At 65.4% G+C, this 24,827-nt stretch carries 24 protein-coding genes and 1 tRNA gene; 14 read left to right on the top strand and 11 right to left on the bottom strand.

The window, feature by feature from the left end; all coding sequences use genetic code 11:
- Together BI327_RS34465 and BI327_RS34460 are read left to right on the top strand one after the other, a co-directional pair.
- Positions 1 to 729 (top strand): class II aldolase/adducin family protein, encoded by a 729-nt coding sequence (locus tag BI327_RS34465; RefSeq protein WP_076865812.1) that lies wholly within the window; start codon positions 1 to 3, stop codon positions 727 to 729.
- Positions 726 to 2,234 (top strand): glycerol-3-phosphate dehydrogenase, encoded by a 1,509-nt coding sequence (locus BI327_RS34460; protein WP_076865811.1) that lies wholly within the window; start codon positions 726 to 728, stop codon positions 2,232 to 2,234. The genes BI327_RS34465 and BI327_RS34460 overlap by 4 nt, the downstream gene beginning before the upstream one ends.
- A 24-nt stretch (positions 2,235 to 2,258) precedes the next feature.
- On the opposite strand, the gene BI327_RS34455 is transcribed toward BI327_RS34460, so the two are convergent.
- The 8 genes from BI327_RS34455 to BI327_RS34420 form a co-directional block, all read right to left on the bottom strand.
- A complete protein-coding gene (locus BI327_RS34455) occupies positions 2,259 to 3,530 on the bottom strand; it encodes an aspartate aminotransferase family protein (protein ID WP_076865810.1) in 1,272 nt (423 codons plus the stop codon).
- A gap of 4 nt (positions 3,531 to 3,534) precedes the next feature.
- Positions 3,535 to 4,599, bottom strand: coding sequence for a phosphotransferase (locus tag BI327_RS34450; protein ID WP_076865809.1), 1,065 nt, complete (start codon positions 4,597 to 4,599; stop codon positions 3,535 to 3,537).
- 23 nt (positions 4,600 to 4,622) lie between these two features.
- Positions 4,623 to 5,552 carry a 2-hydroxyacid dehydrogenase gene (locus BI327_RS34445; RefSeq protein ID WP_076865808.1) on the bottom strand — a complete coding sequence of 310 codons (930 nt, stop codon included), beginning with the start codon at positions 5,550 to 5,552 and terminating at the stop codon, positions 4,623 to 4,625.
- Between the two features lie 3 nt (positions 5,553 to 5,555).
- Positions 5,556 to 7,175, bottom strand: a complete 1,620-nt coding sequence (locus BI327_RS34440; RefSeq protein ID WP_076865807.1) for an ABC transporter ATP-binding protein — start codon at positions 7,173 to 7,175, stop codon at positions 5,556 to 5,558.
- A 3-nt stretch (positions 7,176 to 7,178) separates the two neighbouring features.
- Entirely contained in the window at positions 7,179 to 8,018 is an 840-nt protein-coding gene (locus BI327_RS34435; protein WP_076865806.1) for an ABC transporter permease, read from the bottom strand.
- A complete protein-coding gene (locus BI327_RS34430; protein WP_076865805.1) occupies positions 8,015 to 8,986 on the bottom strand; it encodes an ABC transporter permease in 972 nt (323 codons plus the stop codon). The genes BI327_RS34435 and BI327_RS34430 overlap by 4 nt, the downstream gene beginning before the upstream one ends.
- A 69-nt stretch (positions 8,987 to 9,055) precedes the next feature.
- Positions 9,056 to 10,606: an ABC transporter substrate-binding protein gene (locus tag BI327_RS34425; RefSeq protein ID WP_076865804.1), complete on the bottom strand. Its 1,551-nt coding sequence runs from the start codon at positions 10,604 to 10,606 to the stop codon at positions 9,056 to 9,058.
- 64 nt (positions 10,607 to 10,670) lie between these two features.
- Complete coding sequence (locus tag BI327_RS34420; RefSeq protein ID WP_076865803.1) at positions 10,671 to 11,444, bottom strand: class II aldolase/adducin family protein; 774 nt, start codon at positions 11,442 to 11,444, stop codon at positions 10,671 to 10,673.
- 148 nt (positions 11,445 to 11,592) lie between these two features.
- On the opposite strand from BI327_RS34420, the gene BI327_RS34415 reads away from it, so the two are divergent.
- A complete protein-coding gene (locus BI327_RS34415) occupies positions 11,593 to 12,297 on the top strand; it encodes a GntR family transcriptional regulator (RefSeq protein ID WP_076865802.1) in 705 nt (234 codons plus the stop codon).
- A gap of 70 nt (positions 12,298 to 12,367) precedes the next feature.
- The gene (locus BI327_RS34410; protein WP_076865801.1) at positions 12,368 to 13,393 is read left to right on the top strand and encodes a histone deacetylase family protein; all 1,026 of its coding nucleotides are present in this window, start codon (positions 12,368 to 12,370) and stop codon (positions 13,391 to 13,393) included.
- A gap of 141 nt (positions 13,394 to 13,534) precedes the next feature.
- Here the strand turns inward: BI327_RS34410 and BI327_RS34405 are convergent, their stop codons facing one another.
- Positions 13,535 to 14,140: a MarR family winged helix-turn-helix transcriptional regulator gene (locus BI327_RS34405; protein WP_076865800.1), complete on the bottom strand. Its 606-nt coding sequence runs from the start codon at positions 14,138 to 14,140 to the stop codon at positions 13,535 to 13,537.
- A 155-nt stretch (positions 14,141 to 14,295) separates the two neighbouring features.
- On the opposite strand from BI327_RS34405, the gene BI327_RS34400 reads away from it, so the two are divergent.
- The 10 genes from BI327_RS34400 to BI327_RS34355 are packed head-to-tail and all read left to right on the top strand — an operon-like array spanning position 14,296 to position 23,450.
- A complete protein-coding gene (locus BI327_RS34400; RefSeq protein WP_076865799.1) occupies positions 14,296 to 14,814 on the top strand; it encodes a flavin reductase family protein in 519 nt (172 codons plus the stop codon).
- A 20-nt stretch (positions 14,815 to 14,834) separates the two neighbouring features.
- Complete coding sequence (locus BI327_RS34395; protein WP_076865798.1) at positions 14,835 to 16,304, top strand: 4-hydroxyphenylacetate 3-hydroxylase family protein; 1,470 nt, start codon at positions 14,835 to 14,837, stop codon at positions 16,302 to 16,304.
- 16 nt (positions 16,305 to 16,320) lie between these two features.
- Positions 16,321 to 16,701: a cupin gene (locus tag BI327_RS34390; protein ID WP_076865797.1), complete on the top strand. Its 381-nt coding sequence runs from the start codon at positions 16,321 to 16,323 to the stop codon at positions 16,699 to 16,701.
- 54 nt (positions 16,702 to 16,755) lie between these two features.
- Positions 16,756 to 18,144: an ABC transporter substrate-binding protein gene (locus tag BI327_RS34385; RefSeq protein WP_245335017.1), complete on the top strand. Its 1,389-nt coding sequence runs from the start codon at positions 16,756 to 16,758 to the stop codon at positions 18,142 to 18,144.
- A 44-nt stretch (positions 18,145 to 18,188) separates the two neighbouring features.
- Positions 18,189 to 19,088, top strand: coding sequence for a branched-chain amino acid ABC transporter permease (locus BI327_RS34380; RefSeq protein ID WP_076865796.1), 900 nt, complete (start codon positions 18,189 to 18,191; stop codon positions 19,086 to 19,088).
- Positions 19,088 to 20,011: a branched-chain amino acid ABC transporter permease gene (locus tag BI327_RS34375; RefSeq protein ID WP_076865906.1), complete on the top strand. Its 924-nt coding sequence runs from the start codon at positions 19,088 to 19,090 to the stop codon at positions 20,009 to 20,011. Before BI327_RS34380 ends, BI327_RS34375 begins: the two co-directional genes overlap by 1 nt.
- Complete coding sequence (locus tag BI327_RS34370) at positions 20,008 to 20,754, top strand: ABC transporter ATP-binding protein (RefSeq protein WP_076865795.1); 747 nt, start codon at positions 20,008 to 20,010, stop codon at positions 20,752 to 20,754. The genes BI327_RS34375 and BI327_RS34370 overlap by 4 nt, the downstream gene beginning before the upstream one ends.
- A complete protein-coding gene (locus BI327_RS34365; RefSeq protein WP_076865794.1) occupies positions 20,754 to 21,446 on the top strand; it encodes an ABC transporter ATP-binding protein in 693 nt (230 codons plus the stop codon). The genes BI327_RS34370 and BI327_RS34365 overlap by 1 nt, the downstream gene beginning before the upstream one ends.
- The gene (locus BI327_RS34360) at positions 21,430 to 22,113 is read left to right on the top strand and encodes a DUF2848 domain-containing protein (protein WP_076865793.1); all 684 of its coding nucleotides are present in this window, start codon (positions 21,430 to 21,432) and stop codon (positions 22,111 to 22,113) included. The genes BI327_RS34365 and BI327_RS34360 overlap by 17 nt, the downstream gene beginning before the upstream one ends.
- A gap of 17 nt (positions 22,114 to 22,130) precedes the next feature.
- Positions 22,131 to 23,450, top strand: a complete 1,320-nt coding sequence (locus tag BI327_RS34355; RefSeq protein WP_245335016.1) for an amidase family protein — start codon at positions 22,131 to 22,133, stop codon at positions 23,448 to 23,450.
- A 106-nt stretch (positions 23,451 to 23,556) separates the two neighbouring features.
- Here BI327_RS34355 and BI327_RS34350 read toward each other — a convergent pair.
- Both BI327_RS34350 and BI327_RS34345 read right to left on the bottom strand, forming a co-directional pair.
- Positions 23,557 to 23,632 (bottom strand) — tRNA-Ile (locus tag BI327_RS34350).
- A 111-nt stretch (positions 23,633 to 23,743) separates the two neighbouring features.
- A complete protein-coding gene (locus tag BI327_RS34345) occupies positions 23,744 to 24,712 on the bottom strand; it encodes a Bug family tripartite tricarboxylate transporter substrate binding protein (protein WP_076865792.1) in 969 nt (322 codons plus the stop codon).
- Positions 24,713 to 24,827: the final 115 nt, after the last annotated feature.

The raw sequence follows: 24,827 nt of genomic DNA, 5'->3' as shown, positions 1-24,827 counted from the left end.
ATGACCCGTGAGGAACGACAATTGCGCGAGGCGATCATTGCCAAGTGCCGATGGATGAATGCGTCGGGTCTCAACCAGGGGACATCAGGCAACATCTCCGCCCGCTACAAGGACCGGATGCTGATCACACCGTCGGCGACCCCCTACGATTCGATGAAGCCGGAGATGATTGCCTCGATGCCGCTCGAAGGCGACTATGGCGCGTGGGAGGGGCCGCTGCAGCCGTCCACCGAATGGCGCTTCCATCTCGACATCACGCGAGCCCGACCCGACGTCGGCGCCATCGTCCACACCCACTCGACCTATGCGACGGTGCTCGCGATCGCGCGCAAGCCGATCCCGGCGTGCCATTACATGATGGCGGCGTTCGGCGGCACCGAGATCCGTTGCGCGGGCTATGCGCGCTACGGCACCAAGGAATTGTCCGATCACGCGATCGCCGCGCTCGAAGGCCGTAATGGTTGCCTGCTTGCCAATCACGGCATGATCGCGCTCGGCGCCAATCTCGACAAGGCGATGTGGCTCGCGGTCGAGCTCGAGACCATCGCGCGGCAGTACTACCTCGCGCTCGCGCTGGATTCGCGCGTCATCCTGACCGACGAGGAGATTGCCGACACCGCCAAGGGGTTCTCCACCTACGGCTTGCAGGTACCAAAGCCGGCTAAGGCGCGCGCGGCGGCAAAGGCGGCGCCGCGCCGCGCCGAGAAACGGCGCAGCAGCAAGCGATGACGGGTGCTGCGCCGATCGCCGGCGGAGATCATGGACTGGTCGATATCGCGGTCATTGGTGGCGGCATCAACGGCGCCGGCATCGCCCGCGACGCTGCCGGCCGTGGATTGAAGGTGCTGCTCTGCGAGAAGGATGATTTCGCCGAGGGCACCTCGTCGCGCTCGGGCAAGCTGATCCATGGCGGGCTGCGCTATCTCGAATATTACGAATTCCGCCTGGTGCGGGAGGCGCTGATCGAGCGCGAGGTGCTGCTGGCATCGGCGCCGCACATCATCTGGCCGATGCGCTTCGTGCTGCCGCATTCGCCGGAGCAGCGGCCGGCCTGGCTGGTTCGCACCGGGCTTTTGCTCTACGACCATCTCGGCGGCCGCAAACAGCTGCCGGCGAGCCGCAGTCTCGATCTGTCGCGGGCCCCGGAGGGCGCGCCGCTGCGCCAGGAGTTCCGGCAAGGTTTTGAGTATTCGGACTGCTGGGTCGATGACAGCAGGCTGGTGATCCTCAATCTGATCGACGCCGCGCAGAATGGCGCCCGCATCCTGCCACGCACGCGGGCGGTGCGTGCACGGCGCGACGGCGAGTTCTGGCTGCTCGAGATGCAGGGCAACGACGGCACGGCGCAGATCGTGCGGTCGCGCGCGCTGGTCAACGCCGCCGGGCCGTGGGTGCAGGATGTCATCCAGGGCGTGGCGGGACTGAATTCCGCCCAGAGCGTCCGGCTGGTCAAGGGCAGCCACATCGTGGTGCCGAAATTCTGGGACGGGCCGCAGGCCTATCTGCTGCAAAACAGCGATCGCCGGGTGATCTTCGTCAATCCCTATGAGGACGATCTCGCGCTGATCGGCACCACCGACATTCCCTATCAGGGCCGCGCCGAGGATGTCGCGATCGGCGAGGACGAGGCCGATTATCTCTTGCAGGTGCTGCGCCGCTATTTCCGGACGCCGCCGCAACCGGGCGACATCGTGTATGCCTTCTCCGGAGTCCGGCCGCTTTACGACGACAACGCCGACAATCCGTCGGCCGTGACGCGCGACTACGTGTTCGAGGTTCACGGCGCCGAGGGCGCGCCGCCGCTGCTCTCGATCTTCGGCGGCAAGATCACGACCTACCGCCGGCTGGCGGAGCAGGCGATGCAGCGCCTCGCGCCGTGGTTTCCGAAGCTGTCGCCCGCCTGGACCGCGGATCGGCCGCTGCCGGGCGGCGACATCGGCGGCAGCTTCGATGGGTTCTTAACTGGGCTCGTGCGCGACTATCCCGATCTGCCACGAAGGCTCGTCCAGCATTATGCCCGTCTCTATGGGACGCGTGCACGTCAGCTGCTGGGCCCGGCCCGCAGCTCCGTCGATCTGGGCCGTCATTTCGGCGGCGACTTCTATGAACGCGAAGCGGTGTATCTGCGCGAGAAGGAGTGGGCGACAAGGTCTGCCGACTTCCTGGACCGGCGCACCAAGCACGGCTTGCATTTGACGCCGGCGCAGCGGCTCGCGTTTGAGAGTTCTATCTAGGATGGTGCTGGCGGCGAGAGATCGTCAGCCGATCGGGATCTCCTTCAGCGCCTGATCGAGCGCCTCGACCAATAGATCGCTGTGGTCCTCGCGGAAGACGAGCGGCGGACGAATCTTCAGCACGTTGGCACCGGGCCCGGCGGCGCTGATCAGGACACCTCGTCCGCGCATCGCATTGACCAATTTCGCAGTCTCAGCTCCAGCGGGCGCGTTGCCGCGGCGGAGCTCGACACCGATGAAGAGACCGGCGCCGCGCACCTCCGCCACCAGCTCATGCCTGGCGCGCAGCGCTTCGAGCCGCTCGCGCAAATCAGTCCCGGTTCGCCCGGCGTTCTCGATCAGGTTTTCCCGTTCGATCACGTCGAGCACCGCCATGCCGGCGGCTGCGGACACCGGATTGCCGCCAAAAGTGTTGAAATAGCGCGAGCGCGCGCCGAACTCCCTGAGCAACTCCGGTCTCGCCGCCATCGCCGCGATCGGGTGGCCGTTGCCCATCGGCTTGCCCATCGTGACCATGTCGGGAACGATGCCGTGGCGGGCAAAGCCCCACAGGCCCTCGCCGCAGCGGCCAAAGCCGGGCTGCACCTCGTCGGCGATGAACAGCGCCCCGGCCGCGTGCGCGGCCTCCAGCGCGGGCCGCAGGAAGCCCGGCGGATCGGCGAACACGCCGTCGCTGGAGAAGATGGTGTCGACCAGCAGCGCGGCGGGGCGAATGCCGCTGCCTGCCATATCCTCGAACGCGGCACGAATGTGGCTTGCAAAGATCTCCCCCGTTTCATCGCCGGCGGATTGCGGCGCTGAAACCAGCCGGACATGCGGTGCGGTCGGCTCGGGCAGGCCGAGCGACGGCGACAGTTCGGCCAGCGCGCCGGTGACGCCATGGTAGGCATTCCGTGTGACGACGACGCCGGTTCCGCCGGTGCAGGTGCGGGCGACGCGGAGCGCGAGATCGTTGGCCTCGCTGCCGGTGCAGGTGAACATCACGTTGCCGAGCTCGGTCGGGAACCTCGCGAGCAGCCGCTCGGCGTAGTCGAGGATCGTCTCGTGCAGGTAGCGGGTATGGGTGTTCAGCACCGCGGCCTGCCGCGCGATCGCCTCGATCACGTGCGGATGGCAGTGGCCGACGCAGGCCACGTTGTTGTAGGCGTCGAGATACCGGTTGCCTGCGGCGTCGTATAGCCAGACGCCTTCGCCGCGCACGACATGCACCGGCTGCTCGTAGAACAAGCGGTAGGCAGGCCCGAGCAGGCGATTGCGGCGCGCGATCAGCTCTTGCGTCTGGGTTTCCGCGGACATCGTATCACTCCCCCTGGCAGGCGTGTTCGATCTGCTCTGCGGCCCGCGTTCGCGTCAGCGTCGCGATCCTGGCGAGCCGGGCCGACGCCTGCTTGTTGTTGCGCAGAATATACGCGCTGTTCTCCGGATAGCGAGCGGCCCGGATACTGCTGATCACGATCGTCATGACCATGCGGGTCGCGATCAGGTCGAACAGGATGGCGCGCTCGCGCGCCTCGAGCGGCGAGACCGCGTGATAGGCGGCGACCAGCTCGAGCGCCGGCGCCAGCGGGTCGTCGCTGTCGGTCACCTGATAGGCCGCGGCGATCGCCAGGTCGTTGATGCGCGCCGTCGCGGTCAGGTCGCCGAAATCGATGATCCCGCAGACGCGGGCCTGTGAGGCCGCATCGACGACGATGTTGTGCGGATTGAGATCGTTGTGCAGCGGTTGCTTGGGAAGCTGCGCCAGCACCGGCATGGCGTTGGCCTCGAAATGGTCGAGGACGTGCTCGACCATTTCTCGCTGGGCGGCGGGGACCGCGTCGAGCAGTGGCCGCAGCTCGGCGGCATGCTGGATGTCCCAGAGCAATTTGTGGTTTGCGCCGGGATGAACGAAATCGCGCAGCGCCAATGCGAGCCGCGCCGCGCAACGGCCGACATCGCGGCGCAGCGCGGCCGACGGCGGCGCCTGATGCATCGGCGTTCCCACCAGGAATGACAGCAGCCGCACGACCCTGCGCGAGCCGTCGTCGAAGCCGATGTCGAGCTCGACCGCACCGTCTCGTGCGGGAACGACGCGCGGAATCGGCAGCAGCGGATCACGGACCACGGCGTGGCGCAGTGCCTCGGTCTGCAGATTGGTGACGGCGCGCTCCTCGGCGGGATTGGCGATCTTGAGGACGTATTCGCGTCCATCGCGCGTGCGCAGCCGGAAATTCTGGTCCCGCTCGCTGTCGAGCCGGCGGATCTCGGCCGACAGGCCGTAATGCTCCATGACAAGCGCCTGCGCTCGCGCCTCCGTGATCGGCCCGGCGGCGCGCAGCCCGTCGAGCGGGTGCGCGGGATCGGCGGACAAACCGGGGTTCTGCATTGGATGCTCCCTCCGTGTCGCAATCAATAGCCGCGTGCGCGGTCGATCGCATGCGGGGGCCGCCGTCCGGCGCGGATCGCGTCTGCCGTCGTGGCAAGCGTGGTCGCGACGGCGTTGATGCTGACGTCGCTGGCGTCATGCGGCGTGACGGCGATCTGCGGATGGTGCCAGAACGGATGCGCCTTGGGCAACGGTTCCGTTGCGAAAACGTCGAGCGCCGCGCCGGACAGATGGCCGCGGTCGAGCGCCGCGAGCAGATCGGCTTCCACCAGATGTTCGCCGCGGCCGACCTGGATCAGGTAGCCGCCGCGGCGCATCCGGCCGAACAGATCGGCATTGAGGATGTTGCGCGTCTCCGGCGTCAGCGGCAGCAAATTGACCAGCACTTCGGTCTCGCTGAGCATCGCGGCAAGGCCGGCCGGGCCGTGGAAGCTGCGGCTCGCCGACGAGATGACCTTGGCGGTCCGGCTCCACGACATCACGGGAAAGCCGAGATGGGCGAGATCGACGGCGACGCGCCGGCCGATTTCGCCATTGCCGAGGATACCCACCGGAACGTCCTGCGGGCGCCGCTGCGCGCGGCGTTGCCAGATCCGGTCGCGCTGCTGCGCGCTGAAGGCGGCAAAGCCGCGCTGATGCCCGATCGCATGCCAGGCGATGAAGCCCGACATCATCTGCCCCTGTCCGGGGTCGACCACGCGCACCACGTCGACGCCGGGCGGCAGGCTCGGACAGGCCATGATGTTGTCGACGCCGGCGGCAATCGAGCATACCGCCTGAAGATCGGGATAGCGTTCGAACGCGTCGTCGGGCGGATGCCAGGCCAGCGCGAGGCGGACATCCGCGGCGCCACCGGCGTGATCGACCACCTCGAGGCGCGGGGCGACGCGTGCCAGCTCCGCACCGAAATAGTCGCGGAGATCGAGGCTCGTGCTGATCAATACGCAACGCATCGCTCAGGCCGCCCGCGACGAAGAAATCTGGCCGGGCACCGCGGCGAGCAGTTCGCGCGTGTAGGGGTGTTCGGGGGCCGAGAACAGCGTGGCGGTCGGCTTCAGCTCGACGATCCCGCCGCGCTGCATCACCGCGATGCGGTCGCAGATTTGCGCCGCCACCCGCAGATCGTGGGTGATGAACAGCATCGACAGGCCGAGCCGCGCCTTGAGGTCTTCCAGCAGGTTCAGCACCTGTGCCTGCACCGAGACGTCGAGCGCGGAGACGGCTTCGTCGGCGACGATGATTTCCGGCTCGAGCGCCAGCGCGCGTGCAATGCCGATGCGCTGGCGTTGGCCGCCGGAGAATTCGTGCGGATAGCGTTCCATCGCGCTGGCATTGAGGCCGACGAGACCGAGCAGCTCAGCGGCACGCTGACGTGCAACCGCCGGATCGGTGCCGTGGGCGATCGGCCCGTCGGCGATGATGTTGCCGACCTTGCGGCGCGGGTTGAGCGAGGCGAACGGATCCTGGAAGATCATCTGGATGCGGCTGCGCTCCTTGCGCAGCGCGCGGCCTGAGATACGGGTGAAGTCGGTGTCGCCGAGCCGCACCGTGCCCTGGTCCGGTTCGATCAGCCGCATCACGAGCCGGGCCACGGATGATTTGCCGGAGCCGGATTCGCCGACCAGGCCCACGGTCTCGCCTTGCAGAATGTCGAAATTGACCTGCTTCGCGGCCTGGACGCGGCGTTCCGGCTGAAACCAGCCGCCGCCGCTGACATAGGTCTTGTCGAGGCCAACCACTTCGACCGCCCTGGCGCGATCCGCAAGCGGCGTGCGCGGCGGCGGCTGCATCGAGGGCACGGCCGCGAGCAGCGCGCGTGTGTAGGGATGTTGCGGCCGCCGCAACACGTCGTCGGCCGCCCCCTGTTCGACCACTTTGCCGTGCTGGAGCACGACGACGCGGTCGGCAATATCGGAGACGACGCCGAAATCGTGGGTGATGAACATGACAGCCATGTTGCGGCGGCGCTGCAAGTCGCGGATCAGCTCGAGGATTTGCGCCTGCGTGGTGACGTCGAGCGCGGTGGTCGGCTCGTCCGCCACCAGGATCGCGGGCTCCAGCGCCAGTGCCATTGCGATCATCGCACGCTGGCGCTGGCCGCCGGAGAGCTGATGCGGGTAGGCGCGCACCGAGCGCTCGGGCTCGGGGAGCCCGACCTCGCGCAGCAGCTGCAACGCCTTCTGCTTGCGCTGCCGCGGCGTCAGCAGATTATGCGCCTCGAACATCTCGGCGATCTGGTCGCCGATCCGCATCAAGGGATTGAGCGCGGTCATCGGCTCCTGGAACACCATTGCGATGTGGCGGCCGCGCAGCGCGAGCCAGCCGGCGTCGTCGAGGGTGAGCAGGTTTTGCCCGTCATAGGCGATCTCGCCGGCCTGGCGGATGATGGTGTCGGGCAGCAGTCCCATCAGCGCATGCGCGCACATCGACTTTCCCGAGCCGGATTCACCGACCACGCAGAGGATCTTGCCGGGTTGAAGGTCGAAGGAGACGTCGTCGACGGCATAGGGGCGGTCGGAGCCCTTTGGCAGCGCGAGCTTCAGGTTCCGGATCGAAACGGTTGTCGCGGCCGACATGCGTCAACGCCCTTCCTTGTTGAGGCGCGGGTTAAGCGCGTCGTTGAGCCCTTCGCCGATCAGGTTCAGCGCCAGCACCGAGAGCAGGATCGCAATCCCCGGGAAAAGCGTAATCCACCAGGCCTGGCGGATCACGGTGCGGCCGGCGCCGACCATGTAGCCCCAGGACATCAGATTGGGATCGCCGAGGCCGAGAAAGGAGAGAGAGGATTCCAGGAGGATCGCGGTCGCGACCATCAGCGAGGCCAACACAATGACGGGCGACAGCGCATTGGGCAGGATCTCGCGCCAGATGATCCAGCTGTGGCTCTGTCCGGTGACGATCGCGGCCTGGACATATTCGCGGGTGCGCAGCGACAGCACCTCGCCGCGGACCAGGCGGGCGACCGGCGGCCAGCTCACGATCGCGATCGCCAGCACGATCGAGACGATCGAAGGCTGCAGGATCGCGACCAGCACGATGGCGAGCGCGAAGCTCGGCACGGTCTGGAAGAATTCGGTGAAGCGCATCAGGGCGTCACCGACCTTGCCGCCGAAGTAGCCGGCGAGGGCGCCGACGGGAATCCCGACCGCGAGTGCGGCCATGGTCGAGACCAGGCCGACCAGCAGCGAGACGCGGGCGCCATAGATGATGCCGGCGAGCACGTCGCGGCCGAGCGCATCGGTGCCGAGCGGCAGGCCTGGCACCGTGAACGGCGGCAGGAACGGCCGCTGCACCATGCGCCAGGGCGAGGTGGGAAACAGCAGCGGGCCGAAGATCGCGATCGCGATCGCAAGCAGCAGGATGACGAGGCCGATCACGCCGCCGGGATTGCGCAGCATGGTGCGCCAGAACTTGCTCATGAGGCGAACTCGATACGGGGATCGACCGCGCGGTAGATCAGGTCGGTGATCAGGTTGAAGGCGAGCACCATCGCCGAGCACACCACGAAGACGCCGAGCAGCAGATTGTAGTCGCGCTGCAGCAGCGCCTCGTACATCAGCCGGCCGATGCCGGGCCATGCGAACACGGTCTCGGTGAGCACCGCGCCGCCGACCAGCGTGCCGGCTTGCAAGCCCGCCAGCGTCACGACAGGCAGCAGCGCGTTGCGCAGCACATGGCGACGCTGGATCACGGCATCGCGCAGGCCCTTGGCGCGCGCAGTCTTGACGAAATCATGCCGCTTCACCTCCAGCATCGAGGCGCGGGTCATGCGGGCATAGGTGGCCATGAAGAACAGTCCCATCGTCGTCGCCGGCAGGATCAGATGGGCGCCGACGTCGAGCACATGGGCGAAGCCGGTGTAATTCGCGCCGACGGTCTCGTAGCCGAAGCTCGGCAGCCAATCCATCGAGACCGAAAACAAAAGGATCGCCATCAGCGCCACCCAGAACAATGGCGTGGCGTAGAAGATCAGCGCCAGGATCGTGATCGCGGTGTCGGCCCAGGTGCCGGCAAAGCGCGCGGCGAGTGTGCCGAACAGAACGCCGAGCAGCAGCGAGATCACGAATGCCGTACCGGTCAGCAGCAGCGTCGCCGGCAGCCGCTCGGCGATCAGCTTGGCGACCGGCATCTGCTGGCGGAACGAGAAGCCGAGATCGAGCGTCGCGATACCTTTGACGTAGCGATAGAGCTGGACCGGCAGCGGCTGGTCGAGCCCGAACTTCTCGCGCAACTGGGTGACGAAGATCTGGTCGCTGGCGCCGGCCTCGCCCGCCATCACCATCGCCGGGTCGCCCGGCGCCATCCGGATCAGCATGAAGTTGAAGACCACGATCGCGAGCAGGACGACCACGGCCTTGGCAAGTCGCTTGGCAATGAAAGAGAGCATGGGTGACGTCGTTGCGTTCGAGGGCAGGCGGAAACCGCGGCGCCGGAGGCGCCGCGGCGGGAAGCGTCGTTACTTGTCGAGCCAGGCGTCGCGGAAGCCGTCATTGACGCCGATCGCGGTGGTGACGAGGTTCTTGACGTTACAGCGGGTGATGGTCGGGAACTGGAGCTCGAGCTGCCAGGCCACCGGCACGTCGTCGGTCAGGATCTTCTGCGCCTTGAGATAGATCTCGTCGCGCTTGGAGTCGGGGAAGGCGGTGGCGCCGTCGGCGAACAGCTGATCGATCTCGGGGTTCGAATAGCCTTCGACGTTGTTGAACGGCGAGCCCTTCGAAATCTGGCTCGAAATGTAGTTGCGGCCGACGCCGAGCGCGGGATCGCCATACTGATAGAGATAGGTGAAGGCGATGTCGTAATCCCAGTCGGACACCTTCTGGTTCCAGCCGGGCACGTCGGTTGCGATCATCTCGACATTGATGCCGACGTCCTGCAGGTTCTGCTTCACGGCTTCGGCCCAGCGCTGCCAGGTTTCGCCATAGGGCAGCGGCAGCAGGCGGACCTTCTCGCCCTTGTAGCCGGCCTCCTTCAGCAGCGCCTTGGCCTTGGCCGGGTCGTAGTCGTAGGTCGTCACCTTGTCGGTGTAGTACTTGATCGTGGAGGCCGACGGGCCGGTCGCGACCTTGGCGAGGCCGTTCCAGATCACGTCCTTGGCGAAGTTGCGATCGATCGCATACATCAGCGCCTGGCGGAATTTCTTGTTCGCCGTCGGGCCGGAGCGGTTGTTGAGCCACAGCCAGGAATGCGGGCTGAAGAATTCCCAGCCGGCACCGGTGACGCAGACATTCTTCAGCTTGGTGAGACGCGGCACATCGAAATTCTCGACCGAGCCGCCGGGCAGCACGTCGACCTTGCCGGTCTCGAACGCCACCGCGCGCGCGGCGGCGTCGGGGATCACGTGCCAGTAGATCTCGTCGAGATGCGGCAAGCCCTTGATGTAGTAGTTCGGATTCTTGACCAGGCGGATGAACGAGCCCTTCTGCCATTCCTTGAACATGAATGGGCCGGTGCCAACAGGCGTGTTGTTCGCCGGATTGGTCTTGTAGTCGGTGCCTTCGTAGATGTGCTTGGGGAGCATCGGCAGCGAGCCGACCTCGAAGATGCCGAGGAACGGGCCGAACGGCTGCTTCAGCGTGAACACCACGGTATAGTCATCCGGCGTCTCGACCTTGTCGAGCTGGGCGAGGTTGCCGCGGGCGCGCGGATGGGTCTGCTTGAGGAAATCGATCGAGAAGGCGACGTCGGCCGAGGTGAACGGCTTGTTGTCGTGCCAGGTGACGCCCTTGCGCAGCTTGAACGTATAGATCTTGCCGTCCTCGCTGACGCTCCAGCTTTCGGCGAGGCCTGGCAGCGGCTCGAGCTTCGGCGAGTAGCGCAGCAGGCCTTCATAGATGTTGCCGGCGACCATCTGGGTCGGCCCGTTCTGCACCAGGCCGACCATCAGGCCCGGCGGCTCCGGCTGGATCACCGCGTTGATCACGCCGCCGGATTTGGGCTCCTCGGCAAATGCCGCGGTGCTCAGGGCACTCGCCACCAAAAGACTCAACACCACTCGCTTCGACATGTTCAGGCTCTCTTGTTCGATTTGCCCGGCTGCAGAACCGGTATCCACTTCGCTTGAAAACGCTCTAGTTCACGAAATCCGGATCGGTGCGCGCGAGCATGCGCTTGAAGGCCGCCCACTCGGTGTCGGGCACGCCGTTGGTCTCGATGCTGTCGTAGAAGGTTGCGTATTGTCCGGCGGTCTTGTGCGCGACCGCATCCGACAGCGGCGCGATCTCGGCGCCGGCGGCCTGGATCGCGAGCTGCGCGCGGCAGGACCGCTCCATGTTGTGCATCAGCTTGAAGGCTTCCGAGACCGAGCGGCCGCAGGTCAGCATGCCGTGATTACGCAGCACCATCACGAACTTGTCGCCGAGGTCGGCGACCAGGCGCTCGCGTTCGTCGAGATCGAGCGCGATGCCTTCGTAATCGTGATAGGCGAGGCAGCCGGTGAACTGCATCGACCATTGATTGAGCGGCAGCAGTCCCTGCTTCTGGCAGGACACCGCGACGCCGGCGACGGTGTGCGTGTGCAGCACGCAGGCGACGTCCGGCCGCGCCGCATGCACGGCGCTGTGGATGGTGAAGCCGGCCGGATTGATGCCGAGCCCGAGCGGGTCGTCGATCACGACGCCGTCGAGGTCGACGGTGACGAGGTTCGAGGCCGTCACCTCCTCGAAGCGCAGGCCATAGGGATTGATCAGGAAGCGGTCATGGCTGCCGGGCAGCCGCACCGAGATGTGGGTGTAGATGCTGTCGTCGAGACCGAGCCGGTGAATCAGCCGGTAGGCCGCGGCGAGATCGATGCGGAATTGCTGGTTCTGGTCCTTCACGGCGTCGGGCCGCACATGCGTCGTCATCGTTGCTGCTAGTCCCTGTCCGCGGGCCGTTTTTGTTGCGTTGCAATGCCCGCGTCATTAAACTGTCGACAATCTAAGAATTGATCAAGTCTAAACTGTCGACAATCCGCGATTAAATAATGTACAAGGGTCGAAACGGACCCTTTTGATGCGCACGATTTCCCCTCCGGTCGGCTTGCCGGCCCTCAACGAGACCGACCTCGTCGGCCAGGTCGCCCGCCGTCTCACCGAAGCCATCGTTCAGGGACGGCTGCCGCCGGGATCAAAGGTCGTCGAAGCCGGCATCGCGCGCGAGCTGGGTGTGAGCCGCGCCCCGGTGCGCGAGGCGGCGCGGCTGCTCGAGCAGCAGGGCCTGCTCGTCGCCAATCCACGCCGCGGCTTCTTCGTCCGGCAGTTTGCCGCCGACGATATCGACGAGATCTACGATCTGCGTCTCTGCGTCGAACGCCACGCCGCCGTGCTCGCCGCGCGCAACCTGACGCCGGAGACGCGCGACATGCTGCGCCGGCAGATCGACGTGCTGCACGAGACCGCCGATCTCGACGACCCGGCGCGGCAGGTCGAGGAGGATTACCGTTTCCATCGTTTGATCTGCGAGATCGCCGGCAACCGGCGCATGCTGCGGCTGTTCGACGACCTCGCCTCCGAGCTGCGCATGGTGATCGGCCTGATCGGCCGCCTCTATGACGATCCGCACGAGATCGCGCGCACGCATGAGCCGGTGCTCGCCGCGATCGAGGCCGGTCATCCTGAACGCATCGTCGCGCATGTCGACTATCACATCGGTCATGCCTGGCGCGAAGTCGGGCGACTGGTGCGGGAGATTCCGCCGTGGCCGGCGGCGGCGAAATAAGCGCGCGAGGCCTCGCCGAGGCGCGACATCGCGCGATCCATCTCACTCATTCATCGAACAGGAGTGTCCCGTGAAGGCCGTCTACAGTGATCTGCACCGCAGCCATGATCCGCAGTTCTTCCTGGTCCGCGGCGTGGTCCAGCGCACCACCGAGCAGCCCGAGCGCGCCGACCGCCTGCTGGCCGGCCTGAAGGCCGGCAAGCACACGCTGATCGAGCCGACCAAGTTCGGGCAGGGACCGCGGGCGCGCGTGCACAGTCCGGAATATCTGAGCTTTCTCGCCGACGCGTGGGAGCAATGGACCGCGCTCGGCGATGCCGGGCCGGAGATGATCGCGAACATCCATCCGGTGCGCAACGCAGCTACATACCCCACCCACATCGTCGGCAAGCTCGGCTGGCACACGGCCGACACTGCAGCGCCGATCGGTCCCGGCACCTGGGCCGGTGCCTGCGCCTCGAGCGACGTCGCGGTCACCGCGGCGCAGATGGTGCTGGACGGCGAGGATGCGGTTTATGCGCTGTGCCGTCCGCCCGGCCACCATGCCTATCGCGATATGGCCGGCGGCTTCTGCTTCCTCAACAACAGCGCAATCGCGGCCGAGCATCTGCGCCAGAAGCATGAGCGCGTCGCGATCCTCGATGTCGACGTGCATCACGGCAACGGCACGCAGGGCATCTTCTACGAGCGGCCGGATGTCTTCACGGTGTCGATCCACGCCGATCCGTCGTTCTTCTATCCGTTCGTCTGGGGTTATGCGCATGAGCGCGGCGCCGGATCCGGCCTCGGCACCAATCTCAACATTCCGCTCGCCAGGGGCACCGGCGACGACGACTACCTGAAGGCGCTCGCTGCCGCAGAGAAAGCCATCCGGTCCTTTGCGCCGACCGCGCTCGTGGTCGCGCTCGGGCTTGACGCCTCCGAGAAGGATCCGCTCGCGGGCCTCGCGGTCACCACCGACGGCTTCCGCCGCATCGGCGAGGCGCTGGCGCGTTTCGGACTGCCCACGGTGCTGGTGCAGGAGGGCGGCTATCTCTCCGATATCCTCGGCGCCAATCTGACCGCGGTGCTCGGCGGGTTCGAAGCCGCGCGCTGAGTCCGTGGTGCGGTCCGGCAGGAGTTGAACCTGCAACCAGACCGTCATGAGCGACGATCGCACGCATTGCAGTTCAGTGCGGTCGTTTCTGGTGCGAAACCGGCGCGGTTGGTCTGAGCGCGCAGGCTCTGCGTTCCGGCGTTACCGACTTTGGCGACGCGTCACGCGCCGTTTCTTGCGGGATTCCGGCAAGTTCGGTGTGGAAGCCTGCTGATCCTCCTGAAACTTGAGCGTCGCCTTGACATGTTCGGCGAGTTTCAGGGCGCTGTCGGCGTTCGAGGCAAGCCGAGATAAAAGCTGGGACAGCGCCTTGAACTCCTCGCGCGTCAGCATTCCAAACAACGCGTCGTTGACCGGTCGTTGCAAGGCGGCCAGGCGGATCAAGAGGCCCACGCCGTGCTCGGTGAGGGTCAATTGCACCCGTCTTCCGTCTTCGGGATGGGGGCTCTTGCCGAGCAGGCCATCGGAAACCAGCTTGTTGATCTCATTGGTGACGAAGGCGCCGCTGAGATACAGCCGCTCGGCGATCTGATTGACCCCCATCGGTTCTTCCGCCGTCGAATTCTTGATCGCGATCAGGATCAGATACTGGGTCGGCGACAGGTCGACAAAGCTAGCGAAGATTTCGCGGCAGGCTTCCAGGCTGCGTCCGAATGCGAAATAGTCGTAGAGCAGACCGCGAAGCGTGCGATCTCCTTCCTTATCGAGCAGCTCGGGTTTCGACGCCGTCAAGAGCGCATCGGTCACTCGGTCATTCTCCCCGCGAAATCATGGTCTCTGGCGCGTTTGCTTAAAAAGCACGCATGCGCCCGCCCAGCAAGTGGGCTTGACATTTCCAAATAGCTTTGTCAGAAAGCTATCTGAGAATTATAAATCAGGGCCAGGCGACGAGGCGGGTGTCCATGGAGGATCGTGCATTCAGGCGTGCGCTCGGAGAATTCGCCACCGGCGTTGCGGTGGTCACCGCGCGCGGCAAGGGCGAAGAGCTGATCGGCATGACCATGAGTTCGTTCAACTCGGTCTCACTCGATCCGCCGCTCGTTCTCTTCAGTGTCGATCGCAAGGCACGCAGCCTGCCTGCGATGCTCGAAGCCAAGGGCTTTGCCGTGAATATCCTGGCGCGTGACCAGGAAAGCATCTCCAACCAGTTCGCGCGCGCCCTGTCCGACAAATGGGACCGGGTAAGGACATCGGTCGGCCATGCCGAGGCGCCGTTGATCTCGGGCGCGATGGCGCATTTCGAATGCGCGCCCTACGCCAATCACGACGGCGGCGACCACGTGATCTTCGTCGTCCGCGTCGTCCGTCACGCGAGCCGCCCCGAGGCCGCCGCTCCCCTGATCTTCTTTCGCGGCCGATACCGCGATCTCGTCGATGAAACCGAGCGCGAGCCGACCTGGCCGCTTCCCATTCACTACTAGCTTCGAACCGGAGAACCGCGATGCGTAGCGCAAAGGAATATTTGTCGGGCCTGAAGGACGGCCGGGCCATCTACATCAACGGCGCCTCGGTAGGCGATGTCACGACGCACCATGCCTTCCGCAATCTTGCCGGCTCGATGGCGGGCTTGTTCGACTTTGCGAGCGCGCCGGAGAATGCGGAGCTGATGACGTTCGATACGGGCGCAGGCCGCGCCAACCGCATCTGGCAGTTGCCGGCCAGCTATGCCGAGCTCGTGACGCGGCGAAAGGCGCTCGAGGCATGGGCCGCGCTGCATGCAGGCTTCATGGGCCGCGCCCCGGATCACGTGGCATCCTGCATTTCCGGACTCTACATGGGGCTCGACGTCTTCAAGGATCATGATCCGGCCCGCGCCGGCGCCCTCGCGAGCTACTACCGCTACGCCCGCGACAAGGACCTCTATCTCACCTACGTCATCATCAATCCGCAGGCCGATCGTTCGAAGGGGGCTGCCGAACAGGCGGATCCGTTCCTCACCGCCGGCGTCGTCGATCGCGACGCGGAAGGGATCACGATCCGCGGCGCCAAGATGCTCGCCACCGGAGGCGTGGTCGCCGACGAGGTCTTCGTCACGACCATCCAGCCGATGCGTCCGGGCGAAGAGCGTTACGCGATGTCCTTCGCGATCCCGATGAAGACGAAGGGCCTCAAGATGCTGTCGCGCAAGTCCTACGAGGATGCCGCCGGCGCGGTGTTCGACAATCCGATGTCGAGCCGTTTCGACGAGAACGACTCGGTTCTCTATTTCGACGACGTGAAGGTGCCCTGGGATCGCGTCTTCATCGAGGGCAACGTCGAAATGTGCCAGAAGCAGTTTCACGCCACGCCGTGCCACGTCTATCAGAATTACCAGGCGATGGTGCGTCTCAGCGTGAAGCTCAGGTTCCTGGCCGGTCTCGCGCATCGGATCGCCGAGATGAACGGGGTCACCCAGTTTCCGCAGGTGCGCGAGATGCTCGGTCAGCTCGCGGCCGAGACCGGCATGGTCGACGCGCTGGTGGCCGCGATGGAGGCGAAGGGCACGCAGGTCGGTCCCTATTTCATCCCGGACCGGCACACGCTCTATTCCGCGCAGGTGCTGACGCAGCAGCTCTATGCGCACATCATCAATACGCTGCGCGAGCTCGCCGGCGGCGGCATGATCATGCTGCCCTCGTCGGTTGCAGACTTCGACAATCCTGAGATCGCCGCCTTGATCGGCAAGACCCAGCAGTCGCCGAAGGCCAATTCCCACGACCGCGTGAAGTTCTACAAGCTCGCCTGGGATGCCGTCGGCTCCGAGTTCGGATCCCGGCATCAGCAATACGAGATGTTCTACGCCGGCGCGACCTTCGTCACCAAGGGGCACTCCTATCGCACGTACGACTGGGCCGGCGCCGACCGGCTCGTCCAGACCATGCTCGATTCCTACGACCTCAACGGCGTCTCGACCGCCAGCAAAGCCGCTTGAACCAGGGAGACAACTCATGCCCGTCAACAAGAAGCACGACGAATTCCATACGCTCGACATGGCCACCGGCTGGGAAGTGCCGGCGGGCTATCCGGCCGGCATCCAGCAGAAGATCATCGCGGGTGGCCTCGATGAGGAGAAGCGGAGCGGGACGCGGACCCGGTTGCTCCGTTTCGCGCCCGGCGTCTACACGACCGCGCCGTTCTCGCACGAGTATTGGGAGGAGGTCTATCTCGTCTCCGGCGATCTGATCGTCGGCAACGATGCGAACGGCGAGGGCGGCAAGAGCTTTCCGCCGAATACCTATGCCTGCCGGCCGCCGCATGCGCCGCATGGGCCGTTCAAGTCCGACACCGGCTGCCTGCTTCTGGAGATGCACTACTTCGATCCGGTTTGATGCCGGATCGCCACCGCACACCATCATTCGATCAGCCAAGGGGGAAGAGAGATCATGACGTTCAAGGGTATTTCCACCGTCGTCGCGCGTTGCCTATCGTCGCTTGAACTGCTCTTCAGTCTGGATCGCGGGCTGCCGCAGAGCAGATTTCGATTGGTGGTCGACGGTTTGGTGGGGGCGGTCGCGATCGGCGTGGTGGCGACGACCTCGGTCGCCGCGCAGGAAAAGCCAAGCGCGCTGGGACTGGGCATCTTCACCTTCACGTCCGGTCCCGCCGCAGCCTATGGCATGCCCGGCAAGAATGCCGCCGACCTTATGATCGATGAGATCAATGCGAAGGGAGGAATCGAGGGCGTTCCGGTCAGCGCGACCTACGTCGACGAGGCGCAGGGCGCGCAAGGCGTGATCGCGGAATATCGCCGGCTGGCGGGCGATACGAAGAACCAGGCGATGGTCGCCGCCTTGTCCAGCGCGAATTGCCTGGCGCTGGCACCGCTCGCGGAGCAGCTCGAGGTTCCGACCGTGGGCTGGAACTGCGATACCCATCAGTTGCTGATCGACGGCAAGAGCAAGTATGTGTTCAGACCCAACGGCAACACCGTGCCGGAATTCATCGCCTACGCGATCTACCTTCTGGACCGCAAACCGGATGTGAAGACGGTTGCGATCATCAACCCGGACTATGCGTTCGGCCACGACGCGGCCAAGATCTTCACCGCGGCGCTGAAGGCGTTGAAGCCGGACATCGAGATCGTTGCCGAGCTCTATCCGAAGCTCGGCTCGCCGAACTACCAGACCGAGATTTCGCGCCTCGCCACCGCGCGCCCGGATGTCGTCTTCTCCAATCTCTGGGGCGCCGACCTCGAGAACTTCGTTCGTCAAGCCGCACCGCGCGGGATCTTCACCTCCAGTCAGGTGACCCTGGCGCTGGGCGAGACCGTGCTGCAACGTGTGCCGTTGCCGGACGGCGTGATCGTCGGCGTTCTCGGCGACGGCTGGTGGATGTCGCCGGACGCCAAGGCCAATCCCGAGACGGTGAAGTTCGCCGAGGCCTACAAGGCGCGCTTCGGCGAGTATCCGGTATTCCCGGCGATCAAGATGGCCAACGCGCTGATCTACCTGAAAGCCGCCTACAAGGCCGCGATGTCGAAGAACGACGGCAAGTGGCCGACCCGTGCCGAGCTCGCTGAGGCCATGAAGGGCAGCAAGGTCGCGACCCTGACCGGCACCATGCAGACGCGCGCCGACAATGACGGCCTCGTCGACCAGATCGTCGGCGTCACGGTGAAGACGTCGGCGCAGCAGTTCCCCGTGATCGGCGACATGGTCCGCTACAAGGGCGATAGCTTGATGCCGCAGGCCGGCCAGGACCCGCTGGCCTGGATTTCGACGCTCAAGCCCGAGTTCGCCAGGAGCCTGCCCAAGCCGGGAAGCTACAAATAGGCCGGGATGACCTTCACCTGATTCCAATCACGAGGCGTAGGCCGATGTCGAATGCAATCATCCCCTTGCTGCTGGACAGTCTGGCCAGCGCCGCGTTGATCTTCTTCGCGGCGGTGGGCCTGACGCTGGTCTTCAGCGTGCTGCGCGTCCTCAACGTCGCCCATGGCAGCCTCTATTCGATCGGCGGCTATGTCGCGGCATCGATCTGCCTGTTCATTGCGAGCCGGCAGCTCAACCCGTATCTGTCGTTCGCAGCGCTGCTGTTCAGCGCCGTGCTGGTCGCGGCCATATTCGGTCCGCTGATTGAGCGCGGTCTGGTCCGCTGGACCTACGGCAAGTCGGAGGCCGTCCAGATCCTGGTCACGTTCGGGCTGTTCCTCATCCTGGAGGACCTCCAACGCGTGATCTTCGGCGTGCAGTCGTTCTACGAAGACGCGCCGATGCGATTGCTCGGCACGTCGAGCATCGGCGGCGTCGTCTATCTCAATTACCAGATCGTTCTGATCGGCATGGCAGTCGTTGTCGTCATCGGCCTGCGGCTCCTGATCAATCATACAAGGCTGGGCCGTCTGATCACGGCCGTGGTCACCGACCGCGAGATGGCGCAGTCGATCGGCATCGATACCAACCGGATCTTCATTCTGGCGTTCTCGCTCGGCGTGTTCCTCGCGGCATTGGGCGGTGCGTTGGCAACGCCGACGTCCGGCATCGCCCCCGGGCTCGGGGCCGACACCATGGTGCTCGCCTTTGCGGTGGCGGCGATCGGGGGGTTAGGACAGATCGAGGGCGCTGCGGTGGCCTCGCTGATCGTCGGCCTGGCGCGGGTGCTCGCGATTTATCTGGCGCCGTCGCTGGATGCCGTTGCGCCCTATGCGGCCATGCTTGCCGTGCTCCTGATCCGCCCCTACGGCCTGTTCGGGTCGGTGACCGCGCGGAGGATATGATGCCGACGATCCTTGCCGCTGCCGCGGTGCTCATGCTGGCTGTGCTGCCGGTCGCCGCGCCCTGGCTGCAATTCGTGTTGACGCTCGCGATCGCCAAGGGATTTGCGGCGCTCGGCGTCGCCGTGCTGCTCCGCGCCGGTCTGATCTCGATCGGTCATGCGATGTTCTTTGCCGCGAGTGCCTATGGGGTCGCGTTCCTGGCGCGCGCCGGCGTCAATGATCTCGGCCTGCTCCTGATCCTCTCGGTGCTGGCCGGGGCGCTCGTCGGCGCCGTTGCCGGATCGTTCCTCGTCCGCTACCGCGCTATCTTCTTCGCGATGTTGAATCTTGCGGTGTCCATGGTGTTCTACGCGCTGTGCGCCAAGCTCTACGGCATCACCGGTGGGACAGACGGCATGCCGGTTCCGGTGCCGACGGTTTTCGGCGTCGTGCTGGGCGAGCCGGCCTTCAAGAGCGTCCTGTTCTATCTCAGCCTGGGACTGATGGTGTTCGTCGGTGTCGCCGTTCAGCGCTACCTGAACAGCCCGCTCGGTCATGCGCTCTCGGCCGTCCACACCAATGAGATCCGGCTCGAATATCTGGGCATTCCGGTCTGGGCGGTGCTGCTGATCGCGTATGTCATCTCGGCAGCCCTCGCGGGTCTCGGCGGCGCGATCGCCGGTTTTGCGATCGGCCGCGTCGTCCCCGATTTCGCGTTCTGGACCGCATCCGGCCACCTCGTGCTGATCGCCGTGCTCGGCGGCATCGGTGGCGTGCCGGGCGCGTTCATCGGCGCCTTGTTCCTGGAACTGCTGCACAGCGCAGCGGTGACCGTCACGGATTCCTGGAATTTGATCGTGGGCATGACGCTGATCATCGTCATCATGTTCATGCCGCAGGGAGTCTATGGGTTGTTCGCGCGCAAGGAGGCGTCGAGCCTATGACGCGTCCCATCCTTGAAGCAAAGGGTCTCCACGTCGCATTCAACGGGGTCAAGGCCGCTGACGATGTCTGTATCGCGATCCATGACGGCGAGTTCCTCGCGATCATCGGTCCGAACGGATCGGGCAAGACGACACTGCTCAACATCTGCACAGGCTATATTCGTCCGAGATCAGGCAGCGTGCTGCTCGATGGCCACGACATCACGCGCCTGTCGCCGCGCGCGATCGCCCGCCGCGGTGTCGCACGCGCGTTCCAGATCCCGCAGCTGTTCTCCGCTCAGCGCGTGATCGACAACATGATGCTGGCGCTGGCCGCGACCGATGGTCTGTGGAGCGCGGTCCGGCCGCTTGAAACAGCGGCGCGGCGCGACGAGGCGATGGCCCTGCTCGAGCTGGTCGGGCTCGCCGGGGACGCCGACCGGATCAGCAGCACACTGCCTGAAGGGCATCGCAAGCTGCTGGATATCGCGGTTGCATTGGCGCTCAAGCCGCGGCTGCTGCTATTGGACGAGCCGACGAGTGGCGTGAGCGCCATCGAACGCTTCCCGCTCATGGAGGCGCTGATGAGCGCGCTGCGCCAGCGGCGCATCACGGCGTTGTTTGTCGAGCACGACATGGACGTGGTCGCCCGTTACGCGAGCCGCGTCCTGGTGTGGAACGCCGGCAACATCATGGCCGAGGGGCGGCCCGACGAGGTGTTCAGCAACGCGCAGGTTCGCCAGCGCGTCGTGGGAGTGGCCTGATGCTCAGTCTCGACAAGGTCAGCGTCTCGATCGAAGGCGTCCGCGTGCTGCGCGGGGTGAGTTGCGAGATCGTCGCGCGAAAGACGACGGTGTTGATCGGCCGCAACGGCGCCGGCAAGACCACGACGCTTCGTGCGATCATGGGCCTCGTCGCGCATGACGAAGGCTCGATCCGCCTCGATGCCGACGACCTCGGCAGCAGGCCTGCATACACGCGCGCCCGGGCCGGCATCGGCTACGCGCCGGAGGACCGTCGGCTGATTCCGGAGTTGAGCGTCGAGGAGAACATCCGTCTTCCGGCGCTGGCCTTGAAGCTCGACCGTGCCGAGATCGCGCGCAGGCTCGACGAGGTCTATCAGCTGTTGCCCGAATTGCATGTGATGCGCGCCAGGCCTGCCGGCGGCGTATCCGGAGGGCAAGGCAAAATGGTTGCGCTCGGGCGTGCGCTGACGGTGGCCCGCAAGGTCCTGCTGCTCGACGAGCCATTCCAGGGCCTGGCGCCGGCCCTCGCGCTCGACTATGCGCGCACGCTCGGCGAGTTGCGCAAGCACCGGCCGGAGCTCGCCATGCTGATCACCGAATCGTCGCCGGCGCTGCTCGAACGGATCGCCGACAGGACCCTGCAGATCGAGCGCGGCGAAGTCCTGGCCACATCAACGAAGGATGGGAAATCCCATGTTGCTGCAATTTGACCGCCTCGCAAACCAACAGGCCGACCGTGTCGGGATCGAGATCAATTCTCTCGTCATCGCGGGCTGGGCGGGCAGGGATGCCGCTGCCATCGAGCACCATATCGAGGAGCTCGCCGCGCTCGGTGTTCCACGTCCCTCGACGACACCGCTCTACTACCGTGTCGCGGCACAGACATTGACCCAGGAGGGCCGCCTCACCGTGCTTGGCCCGGACAGTTCGGGCGAGGTCGAACCGGTCATCGTCGCCATGGCTGATGGGCTCTGGATCGGCATCGGATCCGACCATACCGACCGCAAGGCGGAAGCGTCGGGCATTGCTCTCTCGAAGCAGCTCTGCGGCAAGCCGGTCGGCTCGCGGCTCTGGTCATACGCCAGTGTCGAAGATCATTGGGATGAACTGGTTCTTCGCTCGTGGGCGACGATCGATGGCAAGCGGGTTCTCTACCAGGAGAGCCCGGTATCCTCGCTCAGGACGCCGCGTGATCTGATCCGCCGCCACACCGGCTCCGACACGCTGCCGGCCGGTACGTTGATGTTTTGCGGCACGCCGGGCGCGATCGGCGGCATCCGGCCGGCAACGCGCTTTGAGATGGAGCTGAGCGATCCGGTGCTCGGCCGCAAGCTGACGCATGGCTACGACATCGACGTGCTGCCTGTCGTCTCCTGATCGTCCTCGCAGCCGCCATGACCATGACAGCAACGCGCGATCATCCCGACCCTTCGGCCATTGCGCGGCTGGAGGCGGCGCTTGCGCGAATCCGGTCGCCGGAAGCGGCGAACGTCTTCACGGCTGTCTTCTCGGACAGCGCCCGGTGGGAGGCAGAGGCCGCGGATCGGCGCGCCGCGGCCGGTACATCTCGCGGCCCGCTCGATGGCCGCATCGTTTCCGTGAAAGCGCTGTTCGATGTCGCAGGCGCGGTTACCAGTTCCGGATCTGCGGTTTTGAGCAGCCTGCCGCCGGCCGTTGAAGATGCCGCCATTGTCAAGCGGCTGCGGGCTGCGGGCGCCATCGTCATCGGCAAGACCCAGATGACCGAGTTCGCCTTTTCCGCGCTTGGAACGAACTTGCATGATGGCACGCCGGGCAACCCGCGGGACCGCAGGCGCGCGCCGGGAGGTTCGTCATCGGGTGCCGTGGTGTCGGTGATCGACGGCATGTCGGACATGGCAATCGGCAGCGATACCGGCGGTTCGATCCGAATCCCGGCCGCCCTGTCAGGCGCGGTCGGCTTCAAGCCGACCAGCGGATTCGTGCCGACCGCCGGCGCGTTCTCGCTGTCGTCGAGTCTCGATACGATCGGTCCGATCGCCTTGACCGTTGCCGACTGCTTCGTGGCCGACCAGGTGCTTTCGGGGGAAGCCGCGCCGTCGCGGCTGAGGAATGCCTCTCCCGGTACGTTCCGCCTCATCGTTGCCCGCGGACGCCTGTTCGATCGCTGCGAGCCGGACGTGCTTGGTGCGTTCGAGAGTGCGTTAGAGCGGCTTCGATCGGGTGGTTTGCAGATCGAGGACGGGTCGATCGAGGCTGCCCTCGATCATGTCGCAGAGATCGACAGGATCGGCACGTTTCCGTCGATCGAGGTCGGCGCGACGCTACGCGGTCTGGGACTTTCGAGCCTGGACGGGGTTGATCCGAGAACGCGCGTTCGCATCGAAGCGGGCGCCGGCATCCTCGGCACGGACTATGTCCGCATGGCGCGGCTCCGGCACGCCGCAATCCGCTCCTTTGAAGAGTCCTTCAGCAATAGTGAGGTTTTCGTTCTGCCAACGACGCCAATTCGCGCGCCGCTTCTGTCGTCGGTCGAGGAGGACAGCGTGTTCCACGAACTCAACGGACTGGTGCTTCGCAATCCACGCGTCGCGAACATGCTCGATTGCCCGTCGATCTCGATACCGCTACCGCTCGACGGTCTTCCCGTCGGTTTGATGCTGATCGGCCGCAGGAACGCCGACCGGCGCTTGCTGGAGATCGCGACCAGTGTGGAAGCGATGCTGCAAGGCTGATCGGCTGTCGTTTGCCGACGTATGGCGATGGGCCCCGCGGCGAGACGTTCTCGTGCAGCGGCCCGACGGGGCGGCGAAATGGAAACCGGATATCCGCTGATTGGGATGGTGGGCCCGGCAGGACTCGAACCTGCAACCAGACCGTTATGAGCGGCCGGCTCTAACCATTGAGCTACAGGCCCCGCCGCCTTGCGGGCCGCTTGGCGCGGCCGGCAACGGTGCGGGCTCCGTTTACAGGGTGCGTCGGGTTTCGGCAATGCCGCCCCAACGCGCCCATGGCGGCACTCCGCGGCTTAGTCCACCGAGACGCCGGCGAACTCCACAACCTTGCGCCATTTCTCGGTCTCGTCGGCCACCAGTTTGCCGAATTCGGGTGGGGTCATCGGCTTCGGAATGCCGCCGACCTCGGCCAGGCGCGCCACCAGCTTGGGGTCCTTCAGGGCCTCGCCGACCGCCTTGTTGAGGGTCTCGACGATCTCCGGCGGCGTGCCCTTCGGCGCGGAGATTCCGTAGAAGCCGACCGCCTCGAAGCCCGGCACGGTCTCGGCGATCGCGGGCACGTCGGGCACGCCCGGCCAGCGCTGCGGCGAGGTCACGCCGAGCGCGCGGACGCTGCCGCCGCGCGATTGCTCCAGCGCCGAGGGCAGATTGTCGAAGATCAACTGCACCTTGTTGGAGATGATGTCGGGGAAGGCGATCGCCGATCCGCGATACGGCACGTGCTGCATGTCGCATTTGGTCATCGCCTTGAACAGTTCGGCCGACATGTGCACCGAGGTGCCGTTGCCGGACGAGGCATAGGCGATCTTGCCGGGATTGGCCTTGCAGTAGTCGATGAACTCCTGAACCGTCTTCACCGGCATCGCATTCGAGACCACCAGCATGTTCGTGAGCTGCATGATGCTGGCGACCGGCGTGGTGTCGCGCAGGAAGTCGTAGGGCAGTTTCTTGTAGAGCGAGGTCGAGATCGCGTTGTTGGGCGCGACGAACAGCAGCGTATAGCCGTCGGCCGGCGAGTTGATCGCCGCGGCGGCTGCGATGTTGCCGCCGGAGCCGGCGCGGTTCTCGACCACGAATTGCTGGCCGAGGTGATCCGACAGCCACTGGCTCATGATGCGCGCGACGATGTCGACCGGGCCGCCGGCGGCAAACCCGATCAGCCAGCGCACCGGACGGTTCGGATAGTCGGATGCAGATGAGGGGGCAACCAAGGCAATGCAACAAATCAAACCAAGCAAGGCAGCACGTGCGAACCGGAACATCGTCTCTCCCGTCATTTTCTTGTGACTGTTGCCGTCATGGTTTCACAAAACGCCGGCTTTGCCTACGACCCCGCCCGTGCGACGATAGTTGGACTCGCATGCGATGCTTGAGGCT

Source organism: Bradyrhizobium mercantei (assembly GCF_001982635.1).
Taxonomy (GTDB): Bacteria; Pseudomonadota; Alphaproteobacteria; order Rhizobiales; family Xanthobacteraceae; genus Bradyrhizobium; species Bradyrhizobium mercantei.
Note: the sequence above shows the minus strand (reverse complement) of the source record. Positions and strands in the feature narration are given on the sequence as shown.